This is a genomic window from Enterobacter sp. SGAir0187 (assembly GCF_002952735.2).
GTDB lineage: Bacteria > Pseudomonadota > Gammaproteobacteria > Enterobacterales > Enterobacteriaceae > Enterobacter > Enterobacter quasiroggenkampii.
In genome coordinates, this window is record NZ_CP025034.2 from 748,827 (window position 1) to 771,042 (window position 22,216).

Consider the following 22,216-nt stretch of genomic DNA (forward strand, 5'->3'; position numbering starts at 1 on the left):
CACCCCTTAGAGATAAAGATAAAGTCTCACCTTATGCGCACCCAGATAGTTGGCGCTGCCATAGAGCGTTACCGACGATCTGGCCGGAATGGTGACGCTGCGCGGCGCCTCCAGCGGATGCATTTCGAGACCTCTTACGTCATACCAGAAAAAACGGTAGTGGACCGTCACGGGTTCGTGTCTTTCATTAAAGAGCGTAGAGGAGGCAGATGAATTGATTTCACTGATGGTCAGCGCGGGTTGTTGCGCCGTGATGCCCGCGGCAAGCACGGAGGATTCCATCACCAGCGTCTGTTCATCGTTCACGGGGATCGCCGGGCGCGAGCTGCACCCCACAATCATCATCGTCATTACCAGCGCTGCAATACGCCCTTTACGCATGTCAAAGACCTTTATGTGCCAGCATCGGCCCCAGAGGACGTCCACCCAGCAGATGCATGTGAATATGATAAACTTCCTGGCCGCCATGACGGTTGCAGTTCATGATCAGACGGTAACCGTCTTCTGCAATCCCTTCCTGTTCGGCGATTTTCGCGGCCACCGTCAGCATACGACCTAATGCCACTTCATGCTCGGTTTTTACGTCGTTTACGGTCGGAATCAGAATATTGGGAATGATAAGGACGTGCGTCGGAGCCTGAGGGGAAATGTCCCGAAAAGCCGTTACCAGTTCATCCTGATAGACGATATCCGACGGAATTTCGCGACGGATAATTTTACTGAAAATCGTTTCTTCAGCCATGACCTATTCCTTTTTTGATTAATCAGGCGCGATGCGTCCGCTGTAAACACACTCCCGGGATCGGTGTGTGACACAATTCAAGAGTATGAGCGAGTTTCTCCTGTCCTTTCAACCTCCTCCCTCGATTTCTTTCCTGAATGCTCATCAGCTGAGTGAAGAGTGACCGCTCGCGGGCCTTAATGGGCTGAAACATTATTTCAGTTGCGGTCGACACATCTGTTTACAGCATTAATAGCAATGCGTATATTTCGCATTTGCATTTTCATGCGCATTTTTAACATAGAAAACGACGCCAGCCCGCGTCCGTGGGACTGACGCATACCCTCTTCATCGTTCATAAGGGTTTAATCATGTCTTTCATTCATCACACCAGGGATGGGCAACGTCAGCCTGTCGCAACGCCTTCGTTGCTGGCAGGCTGCATTGCTATGGCACTGACGCCAGCCGCCGCTTTCGCTGCATCAACAGCCGAAGATACCGTTATTGTTGACGGCGGATTTGACCAAACGCAGGATCCTTCCGCAAGTCAGGAGCGAGATTACAGCGTCAAAACCACCACCACCGGCACGAAGCTGTTGCTGGTTCCCCGCGATATCCCGCAGTCCGTCAGCGTGATTAGCCAGCAGCGCATGGCCGATCAGAACCTGCAGTCCATCGGTCAGGTGTTAACCAACACCACGGGCGTAACGGCGCAGGTGCAGGACAGCGATCGTACCGTGTTTTACTCACGCGGGTTCTTCGTTAGCAACTACGCCTATGACGACCTTCCTACCTCCATCAGCGAGGTGTGGAACTTTGGCGATACCGCCGCCGATACCGCGATCTACGACCGTATCGAAGTGGTACGCGGCGCAACCGGCCTGATGTCCGGTACGGGCAACCCGGCAGCGTACATCAACATGGTGCGTAAGCATTCGGACAGCAATGAATTCAAAGGGAATGTCTCGGCCAGCTACGGCAGCTGGGACAAGCAGCGCTACGTGCTGGATCTGCAGGCGCCGCTGGTGGAGTCCGGTAAGGTGCGGGGTCGCCTGATTTCGGGTTATCAGGATAACGACAGTTTCGTGGATAACTACCACTATCGGAAGAAATTCCTCTACGGCGTGATGGATGCGGATGTCACCGACAGCACTACCCTCTCTGTGGGGTATGAGTATCAGGAAAGTAACACCGATGACCCAACCTGGGGCGGTCTGCCAACCTGGTACAGCGACGGGAGCAAAACCAATTACAATCGTAGCCAGACCGTCGCGCCTGACTGGGCCTACTCGGACAAGGACAGCACCCGCATCTTCGCTAACCTGACCCAGCGTTTCGACAGCGGCTGGGAGGCACACGTCAACGGCATGCACGCGGAGACCAACTTCGACAGCAAGCTGATGTATATGTCCGGTTATCCGGATAAAGAGACTGGTGCAGGCATGGTTGGCTACGGAGGCTGGAACCGTGGCGAACGGAAACAGGATGCCGTGGACGCTTTCCTGCGCGGCGATTTCGATCTCTTCGGCCGTCAGCACGAAATGATGTTCGGCGGCAGCTTCAGTCGTCAGCGTAACCATTATGACAATTCAATGCCTGACGCGGTTTACGGCATGGTTGATGTGGGTAACTTTAAGAACTGGAACGGTAACATTGCCGACCCGCAGTGGACGCCGTGGAAACTCTACAGCCAGGACGACATTCGCCAGTCCTCAGCGTATACCTCCGCCCGCTTCTCACTGGCCGATCCGCTGCATCTGATCCTCGGCGCGCGTTATACCAACTATAACATTCGCTATAACCCTGCGGGCTCCCCGGACACCCGTCTGGAAAGTACCAAAGATGACGTGACGCCCTACGCGGGCCTGGTCTACGACATCAATGAAGACTGGTCGACCTACGTCAGCTATACCTCTATCTTCCAGCCCCAGGACAAGCGGGACGCCAGCGGACGCTATCTCGACCCGACTACGGGCAAAAGCTACGAAGCCGGTGTGAAAGCAGACTGGTTCAATACCCGTCTTACCACCTCGCTGGCGATTTTCCGCATTGAGCAAGATAACGTAGCAAGCAATACGTATACCTATATGCCGAGCGGTGAGTCGATTTACCAATCGCTGGACGGCGTAGTGAGCAAAGGGATTGAGTTCGAGCTCAACGGCGCGTTGACCGATAACTGGCAGCTGACCTTCGGCGCGACCCGCTACATTGCGGAAGATAAGAATGGCAACGCCGTCAGCTCCGATCAGCCGCGTACAACCATGAAGTTGTTCACCCGTTATCAACTGCCAATGCTGCCGGAACTGACCGTGGGCGGTGGCGTGAACTGGCAAAACAAGGTGTGGACGGATGTGGATGGCGCGCCGGCTGACCGTACCCGTGCGGAGCAAGGCAGCTACGGGCTGGTTAACCTGTTCAGCCGTTATCAGGTCACCAAAGATTTTGCTGTGCAGGCGAACGTCAACAACCTGTTCGACAAAGAGTATTACGATTACGTCGGCTCTTATGTGGTTTATGGCGCGCCGCTGAACGTCTCGGTGAGCGCGAGCTACGACTTCTGAGTGGCAGAAGCCCGGTGGCGCTACGCTTACCGGGCCTACCCATCACGTAGGCCCGGTAAGGCGCAGCCGCCACCCGGCACCACAAACCGCAGGAATAAAAAAGGCAGCCATTCGGCTGCCTTAGTCTCCCCGGGGTCACAACTTAGTTGTTGCGGATGTACTCATCCATTTCGGTTTTCAGGTTATCGGATTTAGTACCGAAAATTGCCTGTACACCCGAACCTGCAACAACTACGCCAGCTGCACCCAGTTTTTTCAGACCCGGCTGGTCTACTTTCGCGACGTCAGCAACGCTCACACGCAGACGAGTGATACACGCGTCCAGGTTAGTGATGTTCTCTTTACCACCGAACGCGGCAACCAGTGCAGGAGCCATTTCGCTGGTCGCGCCCGCTTTGCTGTCTTCTGTCGCATCTTCACGGCCTGGGGTTTTCAGGTCCAGTGCTTTAATCAGCACGCGGAAGATGGTGTAGTAAACAACGGCATAGCACGCACCGACGATTGGGAACAGCCACAGTTTGCTGCTGTTACCGGACAGAACGATGAAGTCGATCAGGCCGTGAGAGAAGGATGTACCGTCACGCATACCCAGCAGAATACAGATTGGGAACGCCAGGCCCGCCAGAATCGCATGGATAACGTACAGGATCGGCGCAACGAACATAAAGGAGAACTCGATCGGCTCGGTGATACCGGTCAGGAACGAGGTTAGCGCTGCGGAGATCATGATACCGCCCACTTTTGCACGGTTCTCTGGCTTCGCAGAGTGCCAGATAGCAATCGCCGCTGCTGGCAGACCGTACATTTTGAACAGGAAGCCACCAGACAGTTTACCTGCAGTTGGGTCGCCCGCCATGTAACGTGGGATATCGCCGTGGAATACCTGACCTGCTGCGTTGGTGAATTCACCAATCTGCATCTGGAATGGAACGTTCCAGATGTGGTGCAGACCAAATGGCACCAGGCAACGCTCGATGAAGCCGTAGATACCAAACGCCACAACCGGGTTCTGGTAAGCAGCCCACTGAGAGAAGGTCTGGATAGCAGAGCCGATTGGTGGCCAGATGAAGGACAGGATCACGCCAGTGAAAATCGCTGCCAGACCAGAGATGATCGGAACGAAACGCTTGCCCGCGAAGAAGCCAAGGTACTCAGGCAGCTTGATGCGATAGAAGCGGTTGAACATATACGCTGCAATCGCACCGGAGATGATACCGCCGAGAACACCGGTGTCTGCCAGGTGTTTCGCAGCGATCTCTTCTGCCGGTAAATGCAGAACCAGCGGCGCAACCACAGCCATGGTTTTCACCATGATGCCGTAAGCAACCACTGCAGCCAGCGCAGATACGCCGTCGTTATTGGTGAAGCCCAGAGCCACACCGATCGCGAAGATCAGTGGCATGTTAGCAAAGACAGAACCGCCTGCTTCGGCCATCACATGGGACACTACGGCTGGCAGCCAGCTGAAGTTAGCAGAACCGACACCCAGCAGGATACCTGCGATAGGCAGTACGGATACTGGCAGCATCAGCGATTTACCGACCTTTTGCAGGTTAGCAAATGCATTCTTAAACATAATTGAGAGTGCTCCTGAGTATTTGTGCTTTTTTTACGCTTTCACGCATTGGCCCGGGGGGAGTACCGTGCCGTGGACAGGACATCTAAGCGCCCTTTATTTATTACACAGAGTAAAATAATTCCCTGTGAGTTTGTTTGACGGCTATCACGTTTCAGCTTAAGACGGTCGAAAAACTTTCAGTTATTTACAAAAAGCATGTCCGAATGTGTCTAAATACAGCATCACCGCCCCAAATGAGGCGGTGAACTTTACTCGGTTTATTTATTAATTACGAGCCTAAAAAAAACAGGTGTATCAGACAGATTGCAGGCGGGCAGGGTCAATATGGAACAGCGTGGAGAAGTTTTCCGTCGTCACGCGGGCCAGCTCTTCGATACTGACGCCCTTCAGGACGGCCATGTACTCAGCCACATCTCGCGTCATCGCGGGCTGGTTCTCTTTACCGCGATGCGGAACCGGTGCCAGATAGGGAGAATCGGTCTCTACCAGAATGCGATCGAGCGGAACATAACGTGCAGCATCACGCAGCTGCTCAGCGTTACGGAACGTCACAATCCCGGAAAACGAGATATAAAACCCCAAATCAAGCAGCTTACCCGCCGTTTCTCTGTCTTCTGTGAAACAGTGTAGTACGCCACCGCAATCCGTCACGTTTTCTTCACGGAGGATCGCCAGGGTATCCGCACGCGCATCACGGGTGTGGACGATAACCGGCTTGTTCAGTTCGCGGCCAATGCGAATATGGTTGCGGAAGGACGCCTGCTGGCGCGGTTTGGTTTCCGGCGTGTAAAAATAGTCAAGCCCGGTCTCGCCCATTGCCACCACGCCCTCTTCCGCCGCCAGACGACGCAAATCGTCAACGTCATATTCTTCATCCTGGTTCAGGGGGTGTACGCCGCAGGAAAACACCACGTTATCGCGAACGCCCACCAGCTCGCGCATCGTGCGATAGCCCGGCAGCGTCGTCGCTACCGCAAGGCAGAATTTCACATCGCGGGCGGCGGCTTTTTCCAGCACGTCATCCACGTTTTTATGCAGGGATTGATAATCCAGGCCATCAAGATGGCAGTGTGAGTCGACTAAAAACATAATGTCTCTCTCAGAGATGGGAAACCGGCGGTGTGGTGCCGGGTTGCAGGTAGTGTTCAATACGCAGTAACTGGTCGGTCAGTAAAAGCTCGCGATTAAGACCCGTCACGGTTAAAAGCTGTTCTCGACTCTGGCAAATTTCATGAAGCATCGCATGAAGAATCGTCCCTGAGAGGCGGTTCGCCAGCGTACTCACCAGTGTCCACGCGTCCGGGTTGGTCAGCAGCGTTGCCCCTTGCTGAATTTTGAGGGCATCCAGCAGCAACGAGGCCAGCCAGTGCAGACGCTCAACGGCCTGATCGCTGTTAAGCGCAGGCAATACGCTTAGCCAGTCGTGGTTATTGAGTGCCATTTCGACGGCCCGGCAAAGCGTTTCTCGCTGCGACCAGACGTCAGGTTGCAGCAATGCCAGCGCCGCCGCGGGCGCACCGCTGCTCAGGCGCAAGGCGGACAGCGCACTCTCAGGTGACGTTGTCACCTCACGCTCAAGCCAGCTCAGCGCCCACGATTCCTGGGGCACCGCCAGGTGATGAAGACGACAACGGCTGCGCAGCGTCGCCAGCAAGCGTCCCGGGTCACGGCACGAGAGGAAAAAACACGTTTTTACCGGCGGCTCTTCCAGAGTTTTCAGCAGGGCGTTAGCTGCCGCCTCGGTCAGCTGCGTGGCGTCTTTAAGCCAGACCACTTTAGCGCCGCCCAGCCGCGCGTGTTCGTACAATTTTTCACTGACTTCCCGCACGGCATCGATACCGAGCGCGCTTTTCCCCTTCTCAGGCTCAAGCGTGTAGTAGTCAGGATGTGTGCCCGCCTGCATCAGCTGACAGCCACGGCATTTGCCGCAGCTTTTATGCCCTTCCGGCTGCTGGCACATCAGAAAACGGGTGATGGCATAAATCAATGCATCATCGCCCATTCCCGGCAATGCCTGAATCAGTAACGCATGATGCCCCCGCCCCGCCTGATAACTGCCGATCAGCTGTTCAAAGTGCGGGCGCAACCATGGATACCATTTCATGCCTGCTGCTCCTGCACCCACTGCGTCACGGTTTGCTGAATGTCACGCGTCACCTCATCCAGGGATTGCGTTGCATCGATGGTACGAATGGAGCTGTCCTGTGCGGCCAGTTCAAGATAGCGCGCACGGGTGCGGTTAAAGAAATCAAACGACTCTTGTTCAATGCGGTCGAGCTCGCCGCGCGCGCGGGCACGCTTGAGGCCCACTTCCGGGGTCACATCCAGATAGAGCGTCAGGTCGGGACGAAAATCCCCCAGTACGGCATTGCGCAGCGTTGCCAGCATGGTCTGGTCAATACCGCGTCCACCGCCCTGATACGCCTGAGTCGACAGATCGTGACGATCGCCGATTACCCACTTGCCATCGGCCAGGGCGGGTTTGATCACCGTCTCAACCAGCTGTACACGCGCCGCGTAGAACATCAGCACTTCGGCTTTGTCAGTGATAACTTCGTCGCCAACGGATTTAATGTCCAGCACCAGGCTGCGCAGCTTTTCAGCCAGCTGCGTGCCGCCCGGCTCGCGGGTAAATACCATGTCGGCGACGCCAAGCGATTTCAGCGTATCCACCACCACGTTGCGGGCGGTGGTTTTACCCGCCCCTTCGAGTCCCTCAATGACAATGTATTTACTGCGCATTTTTTTCCTTAAGTGCCTTCAGATAGTCCTGAACAGAGCGATTGTGGCTGGCAAGGTTGGTGTTAAAGGTGTGTCCCCCTTTTCCATCAGCCACAAAATAGAGATACGGTGTTTTCGCCGGATGCGCGGCGGCTTTCAGCGACGCTTCGCTCGGCGTGGCAATCGGACCAGGCGGTAAACCGCTAATCACGTAGGTATTATACGCCGTTGGCGTCTCCAGATCTTTTCTGGAGATCTTGCCCGTGTAGCTCTCGCCCATGCCGTAGATGACGGTAGGGTCGGTTTGCAGGCGCATGCCAATGCGCAGACGGTTGATAAATACTGACGCCACCCGATCGCGCTCGGCGGCAACGGCGGTCTCTTTCTCGATAATCGAGGCCATGGTGACAAACTGGTTTTGATCTTTATAGGGTAACCCCTCCATTCGCCCTTCCCAGGCCGCATCCACGGCAGCGACCATTTTTTTGTGCGCCCGCTTCAGGATCGCCACATCGGTCGTGCCTGCGGTATACATCCAGGTATCCGGCCAGAACCAGCCTTCCACCCATTCAGGGTGCTCAAACTTGAGCACGTCGGCCACCGTCTGATAGCTGTCATCCTTCAGGGTATGCTTAATATATGGCGCATCGCGCAGCTGTTTGAGGTAATCGCTCAGGCGCATCCCTTCCACAAATCGCAGAGGGAACTGGGCTTCCTTGCCGCTTTCCAGCAGCTGCAGCATCTCTCTGACGGTCATTCCCGGCGTAAAGCGATAGGTACCGGCTTTGAAATGTGACAGTTCAGGCTCCACACGCAATAACCACTGGAATACCCGTGGACGATTGATAATTTTATCACCGTAGAGCTGTTCCCCAAGCGCCTGGCGGCCGGTTCCCGCTTTCAGGGTAAAGATCGTTTCGTCTTTAACCAGGATCTTGCTGTCCGCCAGCTGGCGAACTTTCCATACGCCTGCTCCGCCAGCAACGCCCAGCGCAACAATGAGGAGAAGGACAAAGCGCAACATTTTTTTCATGACTATCTGGTTTGCTCACATATCGGGGCTAAAAACTGAAACAGCTCGCGCGACGACCAGCGTAGCTGGCCGCAGGCGCGAACGGGCACAACAGGCATCAGCGCGTTGCAAATGATGACTTCATCAGCAGTCTGTAGCACCTCTTCCTTTGCGTTAACTTCGACAACGTGAAAGTCAGAGTGTGCCAGCTGCTGCAAACAAAATTGGCGCATTATGCCGTTCACGCCAGCCTGATCCAGCGCGGGGGTGAACACGTTCCTGCCCTGTCGCCAGAACAAATTAGCCGCACAGCATTCCGTAACAAACCCTTCGCTGTCAAGGACCAGCGCCTCATCGGCGTCCGTCTGTTCAAGATGAGTACGAATGAGCACCTGTTCCAGGCGATTGAGATGCTTAATCCCGGCCAACATTGGGTTTCGTCCCAGTCGTACCGGGCTTAGCGTCAGCGTGACGCCGTCTTCTCGCCAGCGAGAGTAATGCGCGGGATAAGCAGACACGGAAAGAATACGCGTTGGGGCGAGACAAGATGCAGCGCTGTAACCCCGGCCACCACTGCCGCGGCTGATGAAAACCTTGAGTACGCCGCTGTGCTTTCCCGATGCGAGCTGGCACATTTCCTGACGTAAGGTGTCCCAGTGCGTAAAGGGGATCATGAGCTTTTCACAGCCATGCTGCAGGCGTCTTATGTGCGCTTCCAGAAAGCAAACATGGCCATCCAGCATGCGCGCCGTCGTAAAGCAACCATCCCCGAACTGTACCGCCCTGTCGCTGGCAGGCAGCGTGTCCTGCTCAAGGCCATTGATTAAAAACATGGTGGCTCCTTATGCGTGGACGTCTAGTCTGGCAGGATGTCATGCAGTCGACAAGAAGATTAGCCTTAATAAAAAAGGTCCGGCAAGCGGACCTTTTTTAGTGCGATCGGAACGTCAGGATCAGATCTTTTTGAAGATCAGAGAACCGTTGGTACCGCCAAAGCCGAAGGAGTTACACAGGGTATACTCCATTCCGCTAACCTGGCGCGCTTCGTGAGGAACGAAGTCCAGATCGCAACCTTCATCCGGGTTATCCAGGTTGATGGTTGGTGGAACAGCCTGATCGCGCAGCGCAAGGATGGAGTAGATTGACTCTACTGCACCCGCCGCACCCAGCAGGTGACCGGTCATGGATTTCGTGGAGCTCACCAGTACGCGGCTGGCAGACTCGCCGAAGATAGACTTAACCGCCTGAGCTTCCGCTTTATCGCCTGCAGGTGTAGAGGTGCCGTGCGCGTTGACGTAGCCAATCTGAGCCGGGGTAATACCCGCATCACGGATCGCGTTTTCCATCGCCAGCGCAGCACCTGCACCGTTCTCCGGAGGAGACGTCATGTGGTACGCATCGCTGCTCATCCCGAAGCCAACGACTTCAGCATAAATTTTCGCACCGCGTTTTTTCGCGTGTTCGTACTCTTCCAGTACGATCATGCCCGCACCGTCGCCCAGCACGAAGCCATCACGGTCTTTATCCCACGGACGGCTTGCCGCCTGTGGATTATCGTTGCGGGTAGAGAGCGCACGGGCCGCGCCGAAACCGCCGACACCCAGTGGGGTACTGGCTTTTTCAGCACCGCCGGCAACCATAGCATCTGCATCGCCGTACGCAATAATGCGCGCGGCCTGGCCGATGTTATGTACGCCAGACGTACAGGCGGTAGCGATAGAAATGCTTGGCCCACGCAGGCCGAACATGATGGTCAGGTGACCTGCCACCATATTAACAATCGTGGACGGAACGAAGAACGGACTGATCTTACGCGGGCCGCCATTCATCAGGGATGTATGGTTTTCCTCGATCAGGCCAAGACCGCCAATCCCGGAGCCGATAGCGGCGCCGATACGGGTTGCGTTCTCTTCCGTAATCACAAGGCCAGAATCCTGCATGGCCTGAACGCCAGCGACAATTCCATATTGAATGAAGGCATCCATCTTGCGCTGCTCTTTGCGCGAGATGATCTCTTCACAGTTAAAATCCTTTACTAAGCCAGCAAATTTCGTTGCATAGGCGCTAGTATCGAAATGGTCGATTAGGCTGATGCCGCTCTGACCGGCAAGGAGAGCTTTCCAGGTGGACTCTACGGTATTGCCGACAGGAGACAACATGCCAAGTCCGGTCACAACTACACGACGCTTAGACACGTTTGTCCTCCAGGGAGGGATAAAAAAAGAGATTCGTGGGACTAAAAAAGATAAAACTCAGGCGGTCGAATGACCGCCTGGAGATGTTCACTTACGCCTGGTGACCGTTGATGTAATCAATGGCAGCCTGAACGGTGGTGATCTTCTCAGCTTCTTCGTCCGGAATCTCAGTATCAAACTCTTCTTCCAGAGCCATTACCAGCTCAACGGTGTCAAGAGAATCTGCGCCCAGGTCTTCAACGAAGGAAGCGGAGTTCACAACTTCTTCCTGCTTAACGCCCAGCTGTTCGCCGATAATTTTCTTAACGCGTTCTTCGATAGTGCTCATACTCTTAAATTTCCTATCAAAACTCGCTTTCGCGATGGTTTTCGTAGTGTATAAAATGTTGAAAAATTTGCAACTAAATCCCGGCAGTTCTTACCACGATTTTACGTTATTTTGATGCCATTCGCCCTAATAACGCAAATATTTTTCATCGTGGTTAAACCATATACATCCCGCCGTTGACGTGGAGGGTCTCACCAGTGATGTAACCCGCTTCGTCAGAGGCTAAAAATGCAACCGCACTGGCGATTTCTTTAGGGTCGCCAAGACGACCCGCCGGAACTGCCGCCAGCGTACCCGCACGCTGCTCATCAGTCAGCGCACGCGTCATGTCCGTTTCAATAAAGCCCGGAGCAACAACGTTTACCGTAATACCGCGGGACGCGACTTCACGCGCCAGCGACTTACTGAAACCAATCAGACCGGCTTTCGCCGCAGCGTAGTTAGCCTGACCAGCATTTCCCATGGTACCAACCACAGAACCGACAGTGATAATACGACCATGACGCTTTTTCATCATAGCGCGCATTACCGCTTTTGACAGACGGAATACAGATGACAGGTTGGTTTCGATAATATCGTTCCACTCGTCGTCTTTCATTCGCATTAACAGGTTATCGCGAGTGATCCCGGCGTTGTTTACCAGAATATCCACTTCGCCAAACTCTGCGCGAATATTTTCCAGAACAGATTCGATAGATGCAGGTTCGGTCACATTCAGTACCAGACCTTTACCGTTTGCACCCAGATATTCACTGATAGCCTGAGCGCCATTCTCGCTGGTTGCTGTCCCAATCACCTTCGCGCCGCGCGCAACCAGTGTTTCAGCAATTGCACGCCCGATACCGCGGCTTGCGCCAGTGACCAGGGCAATTTTTCCTTCAAAACTCATGGTATTCCTCTTTTATTGCGAGAGTGCCGCTGACATCGCTTCCGGCTCGTTAATCGCCGAGGCTGTCAGGGTGTCAACAATACGTTTTGTCAGACCGGTGAGGACTTTCCCTGGGCCGACTTCATACAGATGCTCAACGCCCTGAGAGGCCATAAACTCAACGGTTTTGGTCCACTGTACCGGGCTGTAGAGCTGGCGAACCAGCGCGTCGCGGATAGCTTCCGGCGCGGTTTCGCATTTCACATCGACGTTGTTCACAACGGAAATCGTCGGTGCGTTAAACGTAATTTTTTCCAGCTCAACCGCCAGTTTCTCGGCAGCGGGCTTCATTAACGCACAGTGGGACGGCACGCTGACCGGCAGTGGCAGCGCACGTTTCGCGCCAGCAGCTTTACAGGCAGCACCGGCACGTTCAACCGCTTCTTTATGACCGGCGATAACCACCTGGCCCGGCGAGTTAAAGTTAACCGGAGAGACAACCTGACCTTCAGCAGACTCTTCACACGCTTTTGCAATCGCGGCATCATCCAGACCGATGATGGCTGACATGCCGCCCGTGCCTTCTGGCACTGCTTCCTGCATGAATTTACCGCGCAGTTCCACCAGACGAACCGCGTCTGCAAACGCGATCACACCGGCACAGACCAGCGCTGAGTATTCACCCAAGCTATGTCCTGCGAGCAGTGCGGGCGCTTTACCGCCCTGCTGCTGCCAGACGCGCCACAGCGCAACGGACGCGGTTAGCAGCGCAGGCTGGGTCTGCCAGGTTTTGTTCAGTTCTTCGGCAGGCCCCTGCTGGGTCAGCGCCCATAAATCATAACCCAGTGCATCAGAAGCTTCACGGAAAGTCTCTTCAATGACCGGATAGGTTGCTGCCATTTCAGACAACATCCCAACGGTTTGAGAGCCCTGCCCCGGGAACACAAAAGCAAATTGCGTCATTTTTTATTCCTTATCCTAGAAACGAACCAGCGCGGAACCCCAGGTGAACCCGCCACCGAAGGCTTCAAGCAAGACCAGCTGGCCCCGTTTGATTCGCCCGTCACGTACCGCTTCATCAAATGCGCACGGTACTGACGCCGCAGAGGTGTTGCCGTGACGATCCAGCGTCACCACAACGTTATCCATCGACATGCCCAGCTTTTTCGCGGTTGCGCTGATGATACGCAGGTTCGCCTGATGCGGCACCAGCCAGTCGAGGGCGGAGCGTTCAAGGTTATTCGCTTCCAGCGTTTCATCAACGATGTGTGCAAGCTCAGTCACCGCCACCTTGAACACCTCGTTCCCTGCCATGGTCAGGTAAATCGAGTTGTCCGGATTTACGCGATCGGCGTTAGGCAGGGTCAACAGTTCGCCATAGCTGCCATCAGCATGCAGATGCGTAGAGATGATACCCGGCTCTTCGGACTGCCCCAGCAGCACCGCACCCGCACCATCACCAAAAATAATGATCGTTCCGCGATCGGTCGGATCGCAGGTACGCGCCAGCACGTCAGCACCGATCACCAGCGCATATTTAACGGCACCGGACTTCACGTACTGATCGGCTACGCTCAGCGCATAGGTAAAACCTGCGCATGCGGCAGCGACGTCAAACGCCGGGCAACCCTTAATACCGAGCATGTTTTGCACCTGGCACGCCGCGCTTGGGAAAGCATGCGTGGCAGACGTCGTGGCCACCACGATCAAACCAATCTGTTCTTGATCAATGCCCGCCATTTCGATAGCACGCTGTGCGGCTTCGTAACCCATGGTCGACACGGTTTCGTCTGGCGCGGCAATACGACGTTCACGGATACCTGTGCGCGTGACAATCCACTCGTCAGACGTATCTACCATTTTTTCCAGATCGGCGTTGGTACGCACCTGTTTTGGCAGGTAGCTGCCGGTACCTAAAATCTTCGTATACATGTACGCTCAGTCACTTTTAGCTAATACAGATCCCAGGCGAGCGGCAATCCGCTGAGGGACTTGTCGCTGCACCGCCTGCACTGCCTGTTCAATCGCGACAGCAAATGCTCGCTGATTGGCGGCGCCATGACTCTTAATCACGATGCCGCGCAATCCTAACAGACAGGCGCCATTATACTGGTCGGGGTTGAGGTGACTGAATCGCCGCGTCAGGCTCTTTTGTAACCAACGCTTCAATAAAATCAGCCACCAGGCGCTTTTTTTGCCCTCTCCCTGTGATTTCAGCAGAGAAAGAAACATCCGCACGACCCCTTCCATGGTTTTCAACGTCACGTTCCCGGTGAAGCCATCGCACACCAGAACATCCGTTTTACCCGTCAACAACTCATTGGCTTCGAGATAACCAATATAGTTGATGGAGGGAACCTGTTTGAGCAATTCAGCTGCTTCGCGAATGCTGTCCAGGCCTTTGGTCTCTTCTTCACCAATGTTCAGTAACGCAACACGGGGAGTGTTGATCCCGACCACCTCTTCTGCCAGCACCGATCCCATGACGGCAAACTGAGCCAGCATTGTACTATCACAATCGACGTTCGCGCCCAAATCGAGCACTACCGTCTTGCCCTTCTGCTGATGCGGCAACACCGTCACCAGCGCCGGGCGCTCAATACCGTCAATCGGTTTGAGCAATAATTTCGACAGCCCCATCAGCGCGCCGGTATTTCCCGCGCTAACGCAAGCCTGGGCTCGACCTTCTTTCACCAGCTCCAGCGCTATCCGCATCGAGCTGCCGCGGCTGTTACGAATCGCCTGCGAGGGTCGGGCATCACTGGCAATAACTGACTGCGCAGGAATAATCTGCAGACGTGAACGTTGTTCAAAGTCAGCTTTTGCAAGTAATGGCGTGATTGTGTCGGGATTGCCGACTAAAAGAAGAGTGAGTTGCGAATTAGAATTCAGTGCCTGCAATGCTGCAGGCACTGTCACGGAAGGGCCAAAATCTCCCCCCATGACATCTAACGCCAGGGTTAGACGTGTCAAGGTATCGTCGCAGCCTGGTTCGGTAAGTTCCCCGTTTGCACGGGGAGCTCCTCACTAAGCCTAATCACGCTGACGCGTGATTACTTAGTGATAACCTTGCGGCCGCGGTAGAAACCGTCAGCGGTGATGTGGTGACGCAGGTGTTTCTCACCAGAAGTCTTGTCTACAGACAGGCTGGTAACTGCAGTCAGCGCGTCATGGGAACGACGCATGCCACGTTTGGAACGGGTTGGTTTATTCTGTTGTACGGCCATGGACCTTACTCCTCAATTACTTACGCTTTAAGCTGGCTAATACGGCAAATGGGTTTGGTTTTTGCGCTTCATCAGGCAGTTCCCCAAAGACCATGTCCGCCTCGGACACTTCACAGTGTTCAGAATCATGCACCGGAACCACTGGCAAGGTGAGGATGATTTCATCTTCAACCAGAGCCAGAAGATCGATTTCACCGAATTCGTTAACCTCAATCGGCTCATACGCTTCCGGGAGTGCTTCAGCCTGTTCGTCAGAACGAACCGGACTGAAACAATACGTTGTGTGAACATGCTGTACAAACGGTTTCCCGCAACGCTGACACTCGAGCGTTACCGTCACCTTTGCATCACCGGTTAAAACGGCGAGACGCTGGTTGTCGATAGCGAACGACATGGAGCATTCTACATCACTGTCCACACTGACTACGGATTCGGCAATACGCTCAGCCTGATCGGAAGTATAGATACCTTCGTAATCGAGGCGTTTTTGAGCCGTACGAACCGGATCAAGAGTCAGGGGTAATTTTACCTTTTGCATAGGGCGCGCATATTAACTTTGTAACGTCATAGAGTCAAAGAAAAAGGCAACCAGAGCTGCCTTTTGCCAATTATTCGCACACATTGCGGCCTGTAGTTTAAAATGGCTGGCATCGATACGCTATATCTGGTGATAAAAATATGCCAAATCTCGTCCTTGCTTCCACGTCTCCCTACCGCCGAATGCTGCTGGAAAAGCTCGGGATCCCGTTTGAATGCGCCGCGCCTGAGGTGGATGAGACGCCACAGCCGGGCGAGTCACCGCGCCATCTGGTGACGCGTCTTGCTAAAGAGAAGGCGCAATCGCTGGCCACACGCTATCCTTCGCATTTGATTATAGGCTCCGATCAGGTTTGCGTGCTGGACGGCGAAATCACCGGCAAACCCCATACTGAGGAAAATGCCTGCCAGCAGCTTCTGCGTGCGCGCGGTACTATCGTGACCTTCTATACGGGCCTGGCCCTCTATAACTCCGCGTCAGGCCATCTGCAAACCGAGTGTGAGCCGTTCGACGTACACTTCCGTCATCTCAGCGAGCAAGAGATTATGGATTATGTGCGCCGTGAGCGACCGCTGAACTGCGCGGGGAGCTTTAAAAGTGAAGGATTGGGGATTGCGCTGTTCGACAAGCTGGACGGTCGCGATCCCAACACGCTGGTGGGGTTACCGCTGATTGCCTTGTGTCAGATGTTACGCCGAGAAGAGTGTAATCCGCTGATGATGTGACCTTCGCCGGGTGGCGCTGCGCTTGCATGGGCCTACTACACTGCGGCCTGCTGCCCTCACCCCGGCCCTCTCCCACAGGGAGAGGGAGCAAACATTAAAAACGGCAACATTCGTTGCCGTTTTGCGTTTACCTTAGCCGCGCAAAACCTTAAGACAGCGTTTCAACTGCTCGTCCAGCGGCGCTTCAATACGGATCACTTCACCGGTATTCGGATGGGTAAACTTCAGCGCTGCCGCATGCAGGAACAGACGCGACAGTCCCGTCCCCGCCAGCTGCTTATCAAACTCGCGGTCGCCATAGCGGTCATCAAAAGCGATGGGGTGCCCTGCAAACTGCGTATGCACGCGGATCTGGTGGGTACGACCGGTCACCGGACTGCAGCGCACCAGCGTGGCAAACTCATAGCGCTCTTCAACCTTAAAACTCGTCTCAGACGGTTTCCCTTCCTGGCTCACGCGGACAATACGCTCACCGCTTTGCAGAATGTTCTTCAGCAGCGGTGCCTGCACCACTTTTACATGGGACTGCCACTGACCGCGAACCAGCGCCAGGTAGTCTTTCTGCATCCCTTTTTCACGCAGCTGTTCATGCAGCGAACGCAGCGCGGAACGCTTTTTCGCCACCAGCAGTACGCCTGAAGTGTCGCGGTCAAGACGGTGCACCAGCTCAAGGAAGCGCGCTTCCGGGCGCAGGGCTCGCAGCCCTTCAATCACGCCGAAGCTCAGACCGCTACCGCCATGAACAGCCGTCCCTGAGGGTTTATTCAACACCAGAATATGGTCGTCTTCGTAAAGGATGACATCGCTCAGGGCCGCCACTTTCTGCAGCTTCGGTGAAACGGTCTCTTCTTCACGCTCTGCCACGCGCACCGGCGGAATACGGACTTCGTCACCTGCTTCGAGCTTATACTCAGGCTTCACGCGTTTTTTGTTAACCCGCACCTCGCCCTTACGCAGGATGCGATAAATCATGCTCTTTGGCACCCCTTTCAGCTGGGTACGCAAAAAGTTATCGATACGTTGCCCCGCTTCATCGTCGGCGATGGCAACCATTTTTACGGCTGGAGTCTCTGTTTTCATGGTTGGCGATTCTAAATATCGACAGCCATTAGCGCCACTCATTTTTCTATGCTTATATTTACTTTTATCCGGCCTGTCCCCCGTTTCGCGCAACCGATTTGGTGGTTATTAAACCAATCGCCATTCTGAAGTGAAGAAACTGTGAGTAACCGGGTGATAATTGGTAAAAGTCATCTTGCTATAACCCGGCGAGCAGTGGAATAATGAATCCGTTTTCCGTGTTTAATCCAGGTTTTGTAAGGATGTTGACGGAATGACCAATTTTGTCTGACCGATCATCCACGCAGCAATGGCGTAAGACGTATTGATCTTTCAGGCAGTTAGCGGGCTGCGGGTTGCAGTACTTCCCGGTATAAGGATTGTTCTCTGGAGAGTTCTACCCAGGCAATTCCCCTGATAATTGCGCTGTGTTTCCGTATGAAATACAGGCAACCGACACTCTGCGCCTCTTAAGCGAGCGACAACCGTGAGGTTGGCGACGTGAACAGACACGAGGCCATCGGTTCATACCCCGGAAAGCGTCACCTTGCCCGCAGCTTTGTCGTCAATGTAAGAATAACGAGTAAGTTACGATGAAAAGAATGTTAATCAACGCAACTCAGCAAGAAGAGTTGCGTGTCGCCCTTGTGGATGGGCAGCGCCTGTACGATCTGGATATCGAAAGTCCTGGACACGAACAGAAAAAAGCGAACATTTACAAAGGCAAAATCACCCGCATTGAACCAAGCCTTGAAGCTGCATTTGTCGATTACGGTGCTGAGCGTCATGGTTTCCTCCCTCTGAAAGAAATCGCCCGCGAATATTTCCCTGCAAACTACAACGCCCATGGCCGCCCAAACATCAAAGATGTTCTGCGTGAAGGTCAGGAAGTTATCGTTCAGATTGATAAAGAAGAGCGTGGCAACAAAGGTGCCGCACTGACAACCTTTATCAGCCTGGCGGGGAGCTATCTGGTGCTGATGCCAAACAACCCGCGTGCGGGTGGTATCTCTCGCCGTATCGAAGGTGATGACCGTACCGAGCTGAAAGAAGCGCTGGCAAGCCTTGAACTGCCTGACGGCATGGGGCTTATCGTGCGTACCGCAGGCGTCGGCAAATCCGCCGAAGCGCTGCAGTGGGACCTGAGCTTCCGCCTGAAGCACTGGGAAGCCATCCAGAAAGCAGCGGAAAGCCGCCCTGCTCCGTTCCTGATCCACCAGGAAAGCAACGTGATCGTGCGTGCCTTCCGTGACTACCTGCGTCAGGACATCGGTGAGATTCTGATCGATAACCCGAAAGTGCTTGAGTTGGCGCGCCAGCACATCGCCGCGCTGGGCCGTCCTGATTTCACCAGCAAAATTAAACTGTACACCGGTGAAATCCCGCTGTTCAGCCACTATCAGATCGAATCCCAGATTGAATCCGCCTTCCAGCGTGAAGTGCGTCTGCCATCCGGCGGTTCTATCGTTATCGATACCACTGAAGCGCTGACCGCTATCGACATCAACTCCGCTCGCGCAACGCGCGGTGGCGATATCGAAGAGACCGCCTTCAACACCAACCTTGAAGCCGCTGATGAAATCGCCCGCCAGCTCCGCCTGCGTGACCTGGGTGGTCTGATTGTTATCGACTTCATCGACATGACCCCTGTACGTCACCAGCGTGCGGTAGAAAACCGTCTGCGCGAAGCGGTGCGTCAGGACAGGGCGCGTATTCAGATTAGCCATATCTCACGCTTTGGCCTGCTGGAGATGTCCCGTCAGCGTCTGAGCCCATCGCTGGGTGAGTCCAGCCATCACGTCTGCCCACGCTGCTCCGGCACCGGTACCGTGCGTGATAACGAATCGCTGTCCCTCTCGATTCTGCGTCTGATTGAAGAAGAAGCGCTGAAAGAGAATACCAAAGAGGTTCACGCGATTGTGCCTGTGCCAATTGCGTCCTACCTGTTGAACGAAAAACGTGCTGCGGTCAGTGCCATTGAAGCGCGTCAGGGCGGTGTTCGCTGCATCATCGTGCCAAACGATCAGATGGAAACCCCGCACTACCACGTGCTACGTGTCCGTAAAGGCGAAGAGACGTCAACGCTCAGCTACCTGCTGCCGAAGCTGCACGAAGAAGAGATGGCCCTGCCATCTGATGACGAGCCAGCAGAGCGTAAGCTGCCAGAGCAGCCTGCGTTAGCGACCTTCATCATGCCAGAAGCCCCACCGGAAGCCGCCCTGGAAAAACCAGCGGCCAAACCTGCGGCGCAGAAACCAGAAGCGACGGCAGCGAAAGCCCAGCCAGCGCAGCCGGGTCTGCTGAGCCGCTTCTTCGGCGCGCTGAAGAAGATGTTTGCCGGTGAGGAAGTTCAGCCAGAGCAGCCGAAAGAAGAGCCAAAAGCAGCCAAGCCTGAACGTCAGCAGGACCGCCGTAAGCGTCAGAACAACCGCCGCGACCGTAATGACCGTAGCGATCGTAATGAGCGCAACGAGCGTCGTGACAACCGTGACAACCGCTCTGACAATAACGAAGGCCGTGAGCAACGCGAAGACAACCGCCGCAACCGTCGCGAGAAACAGCAGCAGAATGTTGAAGATCGTGAAATTCGCCAGCAGGCGGGCGATGAGTCTGAGAAGAGCAAACAGCGTGACGACCAGCAGCCGCGCCGTGAACGCAACCGTCGCCGTAACGACGAGAAGCGTCAGGCACAGCAGGAAGTCAAAAACCTGAACCGCGAAGAGCCTGTTGAACAGCAGGACGGCGAGCAGGAAGAACGTACTCAGGTCATGCCGCGTCGTAAGCAGCGCCAGCTTGCTCAGAAAGTTCGCTTCGCCTCCGAAGCAACCGAAGAGTCAGCAATCGTCGCGGTTGAAACCCGCGAGAGCGCAACCGGCACACAGCTGGCAAAAGTTGACCTGCCAGCGGTCGTTGATAACAACGTTGAGCAGGATGAAAACGGTGAAAACCGTGATAACGCCGGCATGCCGCGCCGTTCACGTCGTTCCCCACGTCATCTGCGCGTCAGCGGTCAGCGCCGTCGCCGCTATCGTGACGAGCGTTACCCGACTCAGTCGCCAATGCCGCTGACCATTGCCTGTGCTTCGCCAGAAATGGCTTCCGGCAAAGTCTGGATCCGCTACCCGGTAGCGCGTCCGGAGCAGGTTGTTGAAGAACAGCCAGTTGCGGAAGAGATCATTGCACCTGCGGCAGCGGTAGAAGAGGTCGTGACTGAAGCGGCAACCGTGGTTGAACCTCAGGTTGTTGAAGCGGAAGCACCTCAGGCAGCTGAGGTCGAAACCACGCATCCGGAAGTGATTGCCGCGCCGGTTGATGCCGCACCGCAGCTTATTGCTGAAGAAGATGTGGTGGTGGCTGAGGAAATCGCTGAAGAAGCTGAACCTGTAGCCGCCGTGGAAGACACCGCTGAAGCCATCGTCGAAACGACCACTGAAGAAATCGTTCAGGACGTTGAGATTGAGGTTGAACCGGTTGTTGAAGAACCGAAAGCGCATGAAGTGAAACCTGAGCCGGTTGTTTCTGCGCCAGCCGCTGCCCACGTGGCGACAGCACCGATGACCCGCGCTCCGGCACCGGATTACGTGCCAGAAGCCCCGCGTCACAGCGACTGGGTTCGCCCGGCCTTCAGTTTCGAAGGTAAAGGCGCAGCCGGTGGTCACAGTGCAACGCATCAGGCGACTGCACCGGCAACGCGTCCACAGTCTGTCGAATAACGACAAACAACGCTGAAAGTAAAAAGCCGACCCTTGGGTCGGCTTTTTTATGGCTGCTGCACCGGCTTTCTCATCCCGGTCACCTCCGGCATGACCTGCCGCATCAGCTCAAGAAAACGCCGCAAGCGTGCCGGATAATAACGGGACCAGGGATAGACCAGATGCACCGGTAGCGCCGCTGGCTGCCACTCCGGCAGCAAATGCACCAGCCGCCCTTCCCGAATATCATCCTGTACCGTCCAGCTTGATACGACCGCCACACCGAGCCCGGTCAGTGCCGTATTGCGTGCAACATACAGGCTGTCGGTGCTGAGGCGTGGCGTAATAGCAATCCGCGCGGTGGCGGGCGAAGCATCGTGAAATAGCTCCACGTGGCGCTGGTAGAAAGAGCTGATGGCTATCCAGGGAAACTGCTGCAAATCCTCCGGCGTATTCACCGCCGGGAAGCGGGCCAGCAGAGCTGGCGCGGCCACCACCGAGCGAGGCACTTCCGCCAGCAGCACGGATACGGTCGCCGGATCGACCTCCACACCCACCCGAATAGCGCAGTCAAGATTGTCACCGAGAAAATCTGCCGACCGATCGTTGAGCATCCACTCAATCGAAAGCTGAGGATAGCGTTGCAAAAATTCGGTTACGGGTTTCAGAAGCTGATCCTGACCAAACGCGTGGGGAGCGCGCACCCGCAGCACGCCTACCGGCTCATCTTCCGTCTGCCCCACCTCATCTTCCAGCGCCAGCCAGCTGTCGATCACCCGACGGGCGTGCTGATAGCAGCGCTCGCCGTCATCCGTTAGCCGCGTCGTGTGGGTGGTGCGCAACATCAGGCGCACACCCAGCATGGTTTCAAGCGACTGCAACCGTCGGCTTACCGTGGCCTGGGTTGTCGCCAGCTGCCGTGCCGCCGCAGAAAGCGAACCCGCTTCGACAATGCGCACAAACGTCCGCATTAGCTCAACCCTATCTATA

Annotated in this window: 21 protein-coding genes; 3 read left to right on the plus strand and 18 right to left on the minus strand. The window is 55.1% G+C overall.

Features of this window, described 5'->3' with window-relative positions; genetic code table 11:
• Window positions 1–6: 6 nt before the first annotated feature.
• Window positions 7–381: a YcfL family protein gene (locus tag CWR52_RS03615; RefSeq protein ID WP_045910208.1), complete on the minus strand. Its 375-nt coding sequence runs from the start codon at window positions 379–381 to the stop codon at window positions 7–9.
• Window position 382: 1 nt separating this feature from the next.
• The gene (gene hinT, locus CWR52_RS03620) at window positions 383–742 is read right to left on the minus strand and encodes a purine nucleoside phosphoramidase (protein ID WP_008500786.1); all 360 of its coding nucleotides are present in this window, start codon (window positions 740–742) and stop codon (window positions 383–385) included.
• 350 nt (window positions 743–1,092) lie between these two features.
• Between hinT and fhuE the strand changes: the two genes are divergently transcribed.
• Window positions 1,093–3,282 carry a ferric-rhodotorulic acid/ferric-coprogen receptor FhuE gene (fhuE, locus tag CWR52_RS03625; RefSeq protein WP_104948864.1) on the plus strand — a complete coding sequence of 730 codons (2,190 nt, stop codon included), beginning with the start codon at window positions 1,093–1,095 and terminating at the stop codon, window positions 3,280–3,282.
• A 142-nt stretch (window positions 3,283–3,424) separates the two neighbouring features.
• On the opposite strand, the gene ptsG is transcribed toward fhuE, so the two are convergent.
• The 14 genes from ptsG to yceD all read right to left on the minus strand — a co-directional run bounded on the left by ptsG (window position 3,425) and on the right by yceD (window position 15,750).
• On the minus strand, window positions 3,425–4,858 hold the full coding sequence (gene ptsG / locus CWR52_RS03635) for a PTS glucose transporter subunit IIBC (RefSeq protein WP_008500788.1): 1,434 nt from the start codon (window positions 4,856–4,858) through the stop codon (window positions 3,425–3,427).
• A gap of 297 nt (window positions 4,859–5,155) precedes the next feature.
• Window positions 5,156–5,950, minus strand: coding sequence for a metal-dependent hydrolase (locus CWR52_RS03640; protein ID WP_045910206.1), 795 nt, complete (start codon window positions 5,948–5,950; stop codon window positions 5,156–5,158).
• A gap of 10 nt (window positions 5,951–5,960) precedes the next feature.
• On the minus strand, window positions 5,961–6,965 hold the full coding sequence (gene holB, locus CWR52_RS03645; protein WP_104948865.1) for a DNA polymerase III subunit delta': 1,005 nt from the start codon (window positions 6,963–6,965) through the stop codon (window positions 5,961–5,963).
• Window positions 6,962–7,603 carry a dTMP kinase gene (tmk, locus tag CWR52_RS03650; RefSeq protein ID WP_045910204.1) on the minus strand — a complete coding sequence of 214 codons (642 nt, stop codon included), beginning with the start codon at window positions 7,601–7,603 and terminating at the stop codon, window positions 6,962–6,964. The genes holB and tmk overlap by 4 nt, the downstream gene beginning before the upstream one ends.
• The gene (gene yceG / locus CWR52_RS03655; protein WP_104948866.1) at window positions 7,593–8,615 is read right to left on the minus strand and encodes a cell division protein YceG; all 1,023 of its coding nucleotides are present in this window, start codon (window positions 8,613–8,615) and stop codon (window positions 7,593–7,595) included. The genes tmk and yceG overlap by 11 nt, the downstream gene beginning before the upstream one ends.
• A gap of 2 nt (window positions 8,616–8,617) precedes the next feature.
• Complete coding sequence (gene pabC, locus CWR52_RS03660) at window positions 8,618–9,427, minus strand: aminodeoxychorismate lyase (protein WP_104948867.1); 810 nt, start codon at window positions 9,425–9,427, stop codon at window positions 8,618–8,620.
• A gap of 120 nt (window positions 9,428–9,547) precedes the next feature.
• Window positions 9,548–10,789, minus strand: a complete 1,242-nt coding sequence (gene fabF / locus CWR52_RS03665; protein WP_045910201.1) for a beta-ketoacyl-ACP synthase II — start codon at window positions 10,787–10,789, stop codon at window positions 9,548–9,550.
• Between the two features lie 91 nt (window positions 10,790–10,880).
• Window positions 10,881–11,117: an acyl carrier protein gene (acpP, locus tag CWR52_RS03670; RefSeq protein ID WP_003857954.1), complete on the minus strand. Its 237-nt coding sequence runs from the start codon at window positions 11,115–11,117 to the stop codon at window positions 10,881–10,883.
• Window positions 11,118–11,271: 154 nt separating this feature from the next.
• A complete protein-coding gene (fabG, locus tag CWR52_RS03675) occupies window positions 11,272–12,006 on the minus strand; it encodes a 3-oxoacyl-ACP reductase FabG (protein WP_008500795.1) in 735 nt (244 codons plus the stop codon).
• A 12-nt stretch (window positions 12,007–12,018) separates the two neighbouring features.
• Window positions 12,019–12,948 carry an ACP S-malonyltransferase gene (gene fabD / locus CWR52_RS03680; RefSeq protein ID WP_045910200.1) on the minus strand — a complete coding sequence of 310 codons (930 nt, stop codon included), beginning with the start codon at window positions 12,946–12,948 and terminating at the stop codon, window positions 12,019–12,021.
• A gap of 15 nt (window positions 12,949–12,963) precedes the next feature.
• Window positions 12,964–13,917: a beta-ketoacyl-ACP synthase III gene (locus CWR52_RS03685; protein ID WP_104948868.1), complete on the minus strand. Its 954-nt coding sequence runs from the start codon at window positions 13,915–13,917 to the stop codon at window positions 12,964–12,966.
• A gap of 6 nt (window positions 13,918–13,923) precedes the next feature.
• Window positions 13,924–14,958, minus strand: coding sequence for a phosphate acyltransferase PlsX (gene plsX / locus CWR52_RS03690; RefSeq protein WP_063621375.1), 1,035 nt, complete (start codon window positions 14,956–14,958; stop codon window positions 13,924–13,926).
• 80 nt (window positions 14,959–15,038) lie between these two features.
• Window positions 15,039–15,212 carry a 50S ribosomal protein L32 gene (gene rpmF, locus CWR52_RS03695; RefSeq protein WP_003857964.1) on the minus strand — a complete coding sequence of 58 codons (174 nt, stop codon included), beginning with the start codon at window positions 15,210–15,212 and terminating at the stop codon, window positions 15,039–15,041.
• Window positions 15,213–15,228: 16 nt separating this feature from the next.
• Window positions 15,229–15,750: a 23S rRNA accumulation protein YceD gene (gene yceD / locus CWR52_RS03700; RefSeq protein WP_014883375.1), complete on the minus strand. Its 522-nt coding sequence runs from the start codon at window positions 15,748–15,750 to the stop codon at window positions 15,229–15,231.
• A 140-nt stretch (window positions 15,751–15,890) separates the two neighbouring features.
• On the opposite strand from yceD, the gene CWR52_RS03705 reads away from it, so the two are divergent.
• Window positions 15,891–16,475 (plus strand): Maf family protein, encoded by a 585-nt coding sequence (locus CWR52_RS03705; RefSeq protein ID WP_104948869.1) that lies wholly within the window; start codon window positions 15,891–15,893, stop codon window positions 16,473–16,475.
• A 132-nt stretch (window positions 16,476–16,607) separates the two neighbouring features.
• Here CWR52_RS03705 and rluC read toward each other — a convergent pair whose 3' ends face one another.
• The gene (gene rluC, locus CWR52_RS03710) at window positions 16,608–17,555 is read right to left on the minus strand and encodes a 23S rRNA pseudouridine(955/2504/2580) synthase RluC (protein WP_167467774.1); all 948 of its coding nucleotides are present in this window, start codon (window positions 17,553–17,555) and stop codon (window positions 16,608–16,610) included.
• 572 nt (window positions 17,556–18,127) lie between these two features.
• Between rluC and rne the strand changes: the two genes are divergently transcribed.
• The gene (gene rne / locus CWR52_RS03720) at window positions 18,128–21,247 is read left to right on the plus strand and encodes a ribonuclease E (RefSeq protein ID WP_104948871.1); all 3,120 of its coding nucleotides are present in this window, start codon (window positions 18,128–18,130) and stop codon (window positions 21,245–21,247) included.
• Between the two features lie 47 nt (window positions 21,248–21,294).
• Here the strand turns inward: rne and CWR52_RS03725 are convergent, their stop codons facing one another.
• The gene (locus tag CWR52_RS03725; RefSeq protein WP_409337796.1) at window positions 21,295–22,197 is read right to left on the minus strand and encodes a LysR family transcriptional regulator; all 903 of its coding nucleotides are present in this window, start codon (window positions 22,195–22,197) and stop codon (window positions 21,295–21,297) included.
• Window positions 22,198–22,216 lie beyond the last annotated feature (19 nt).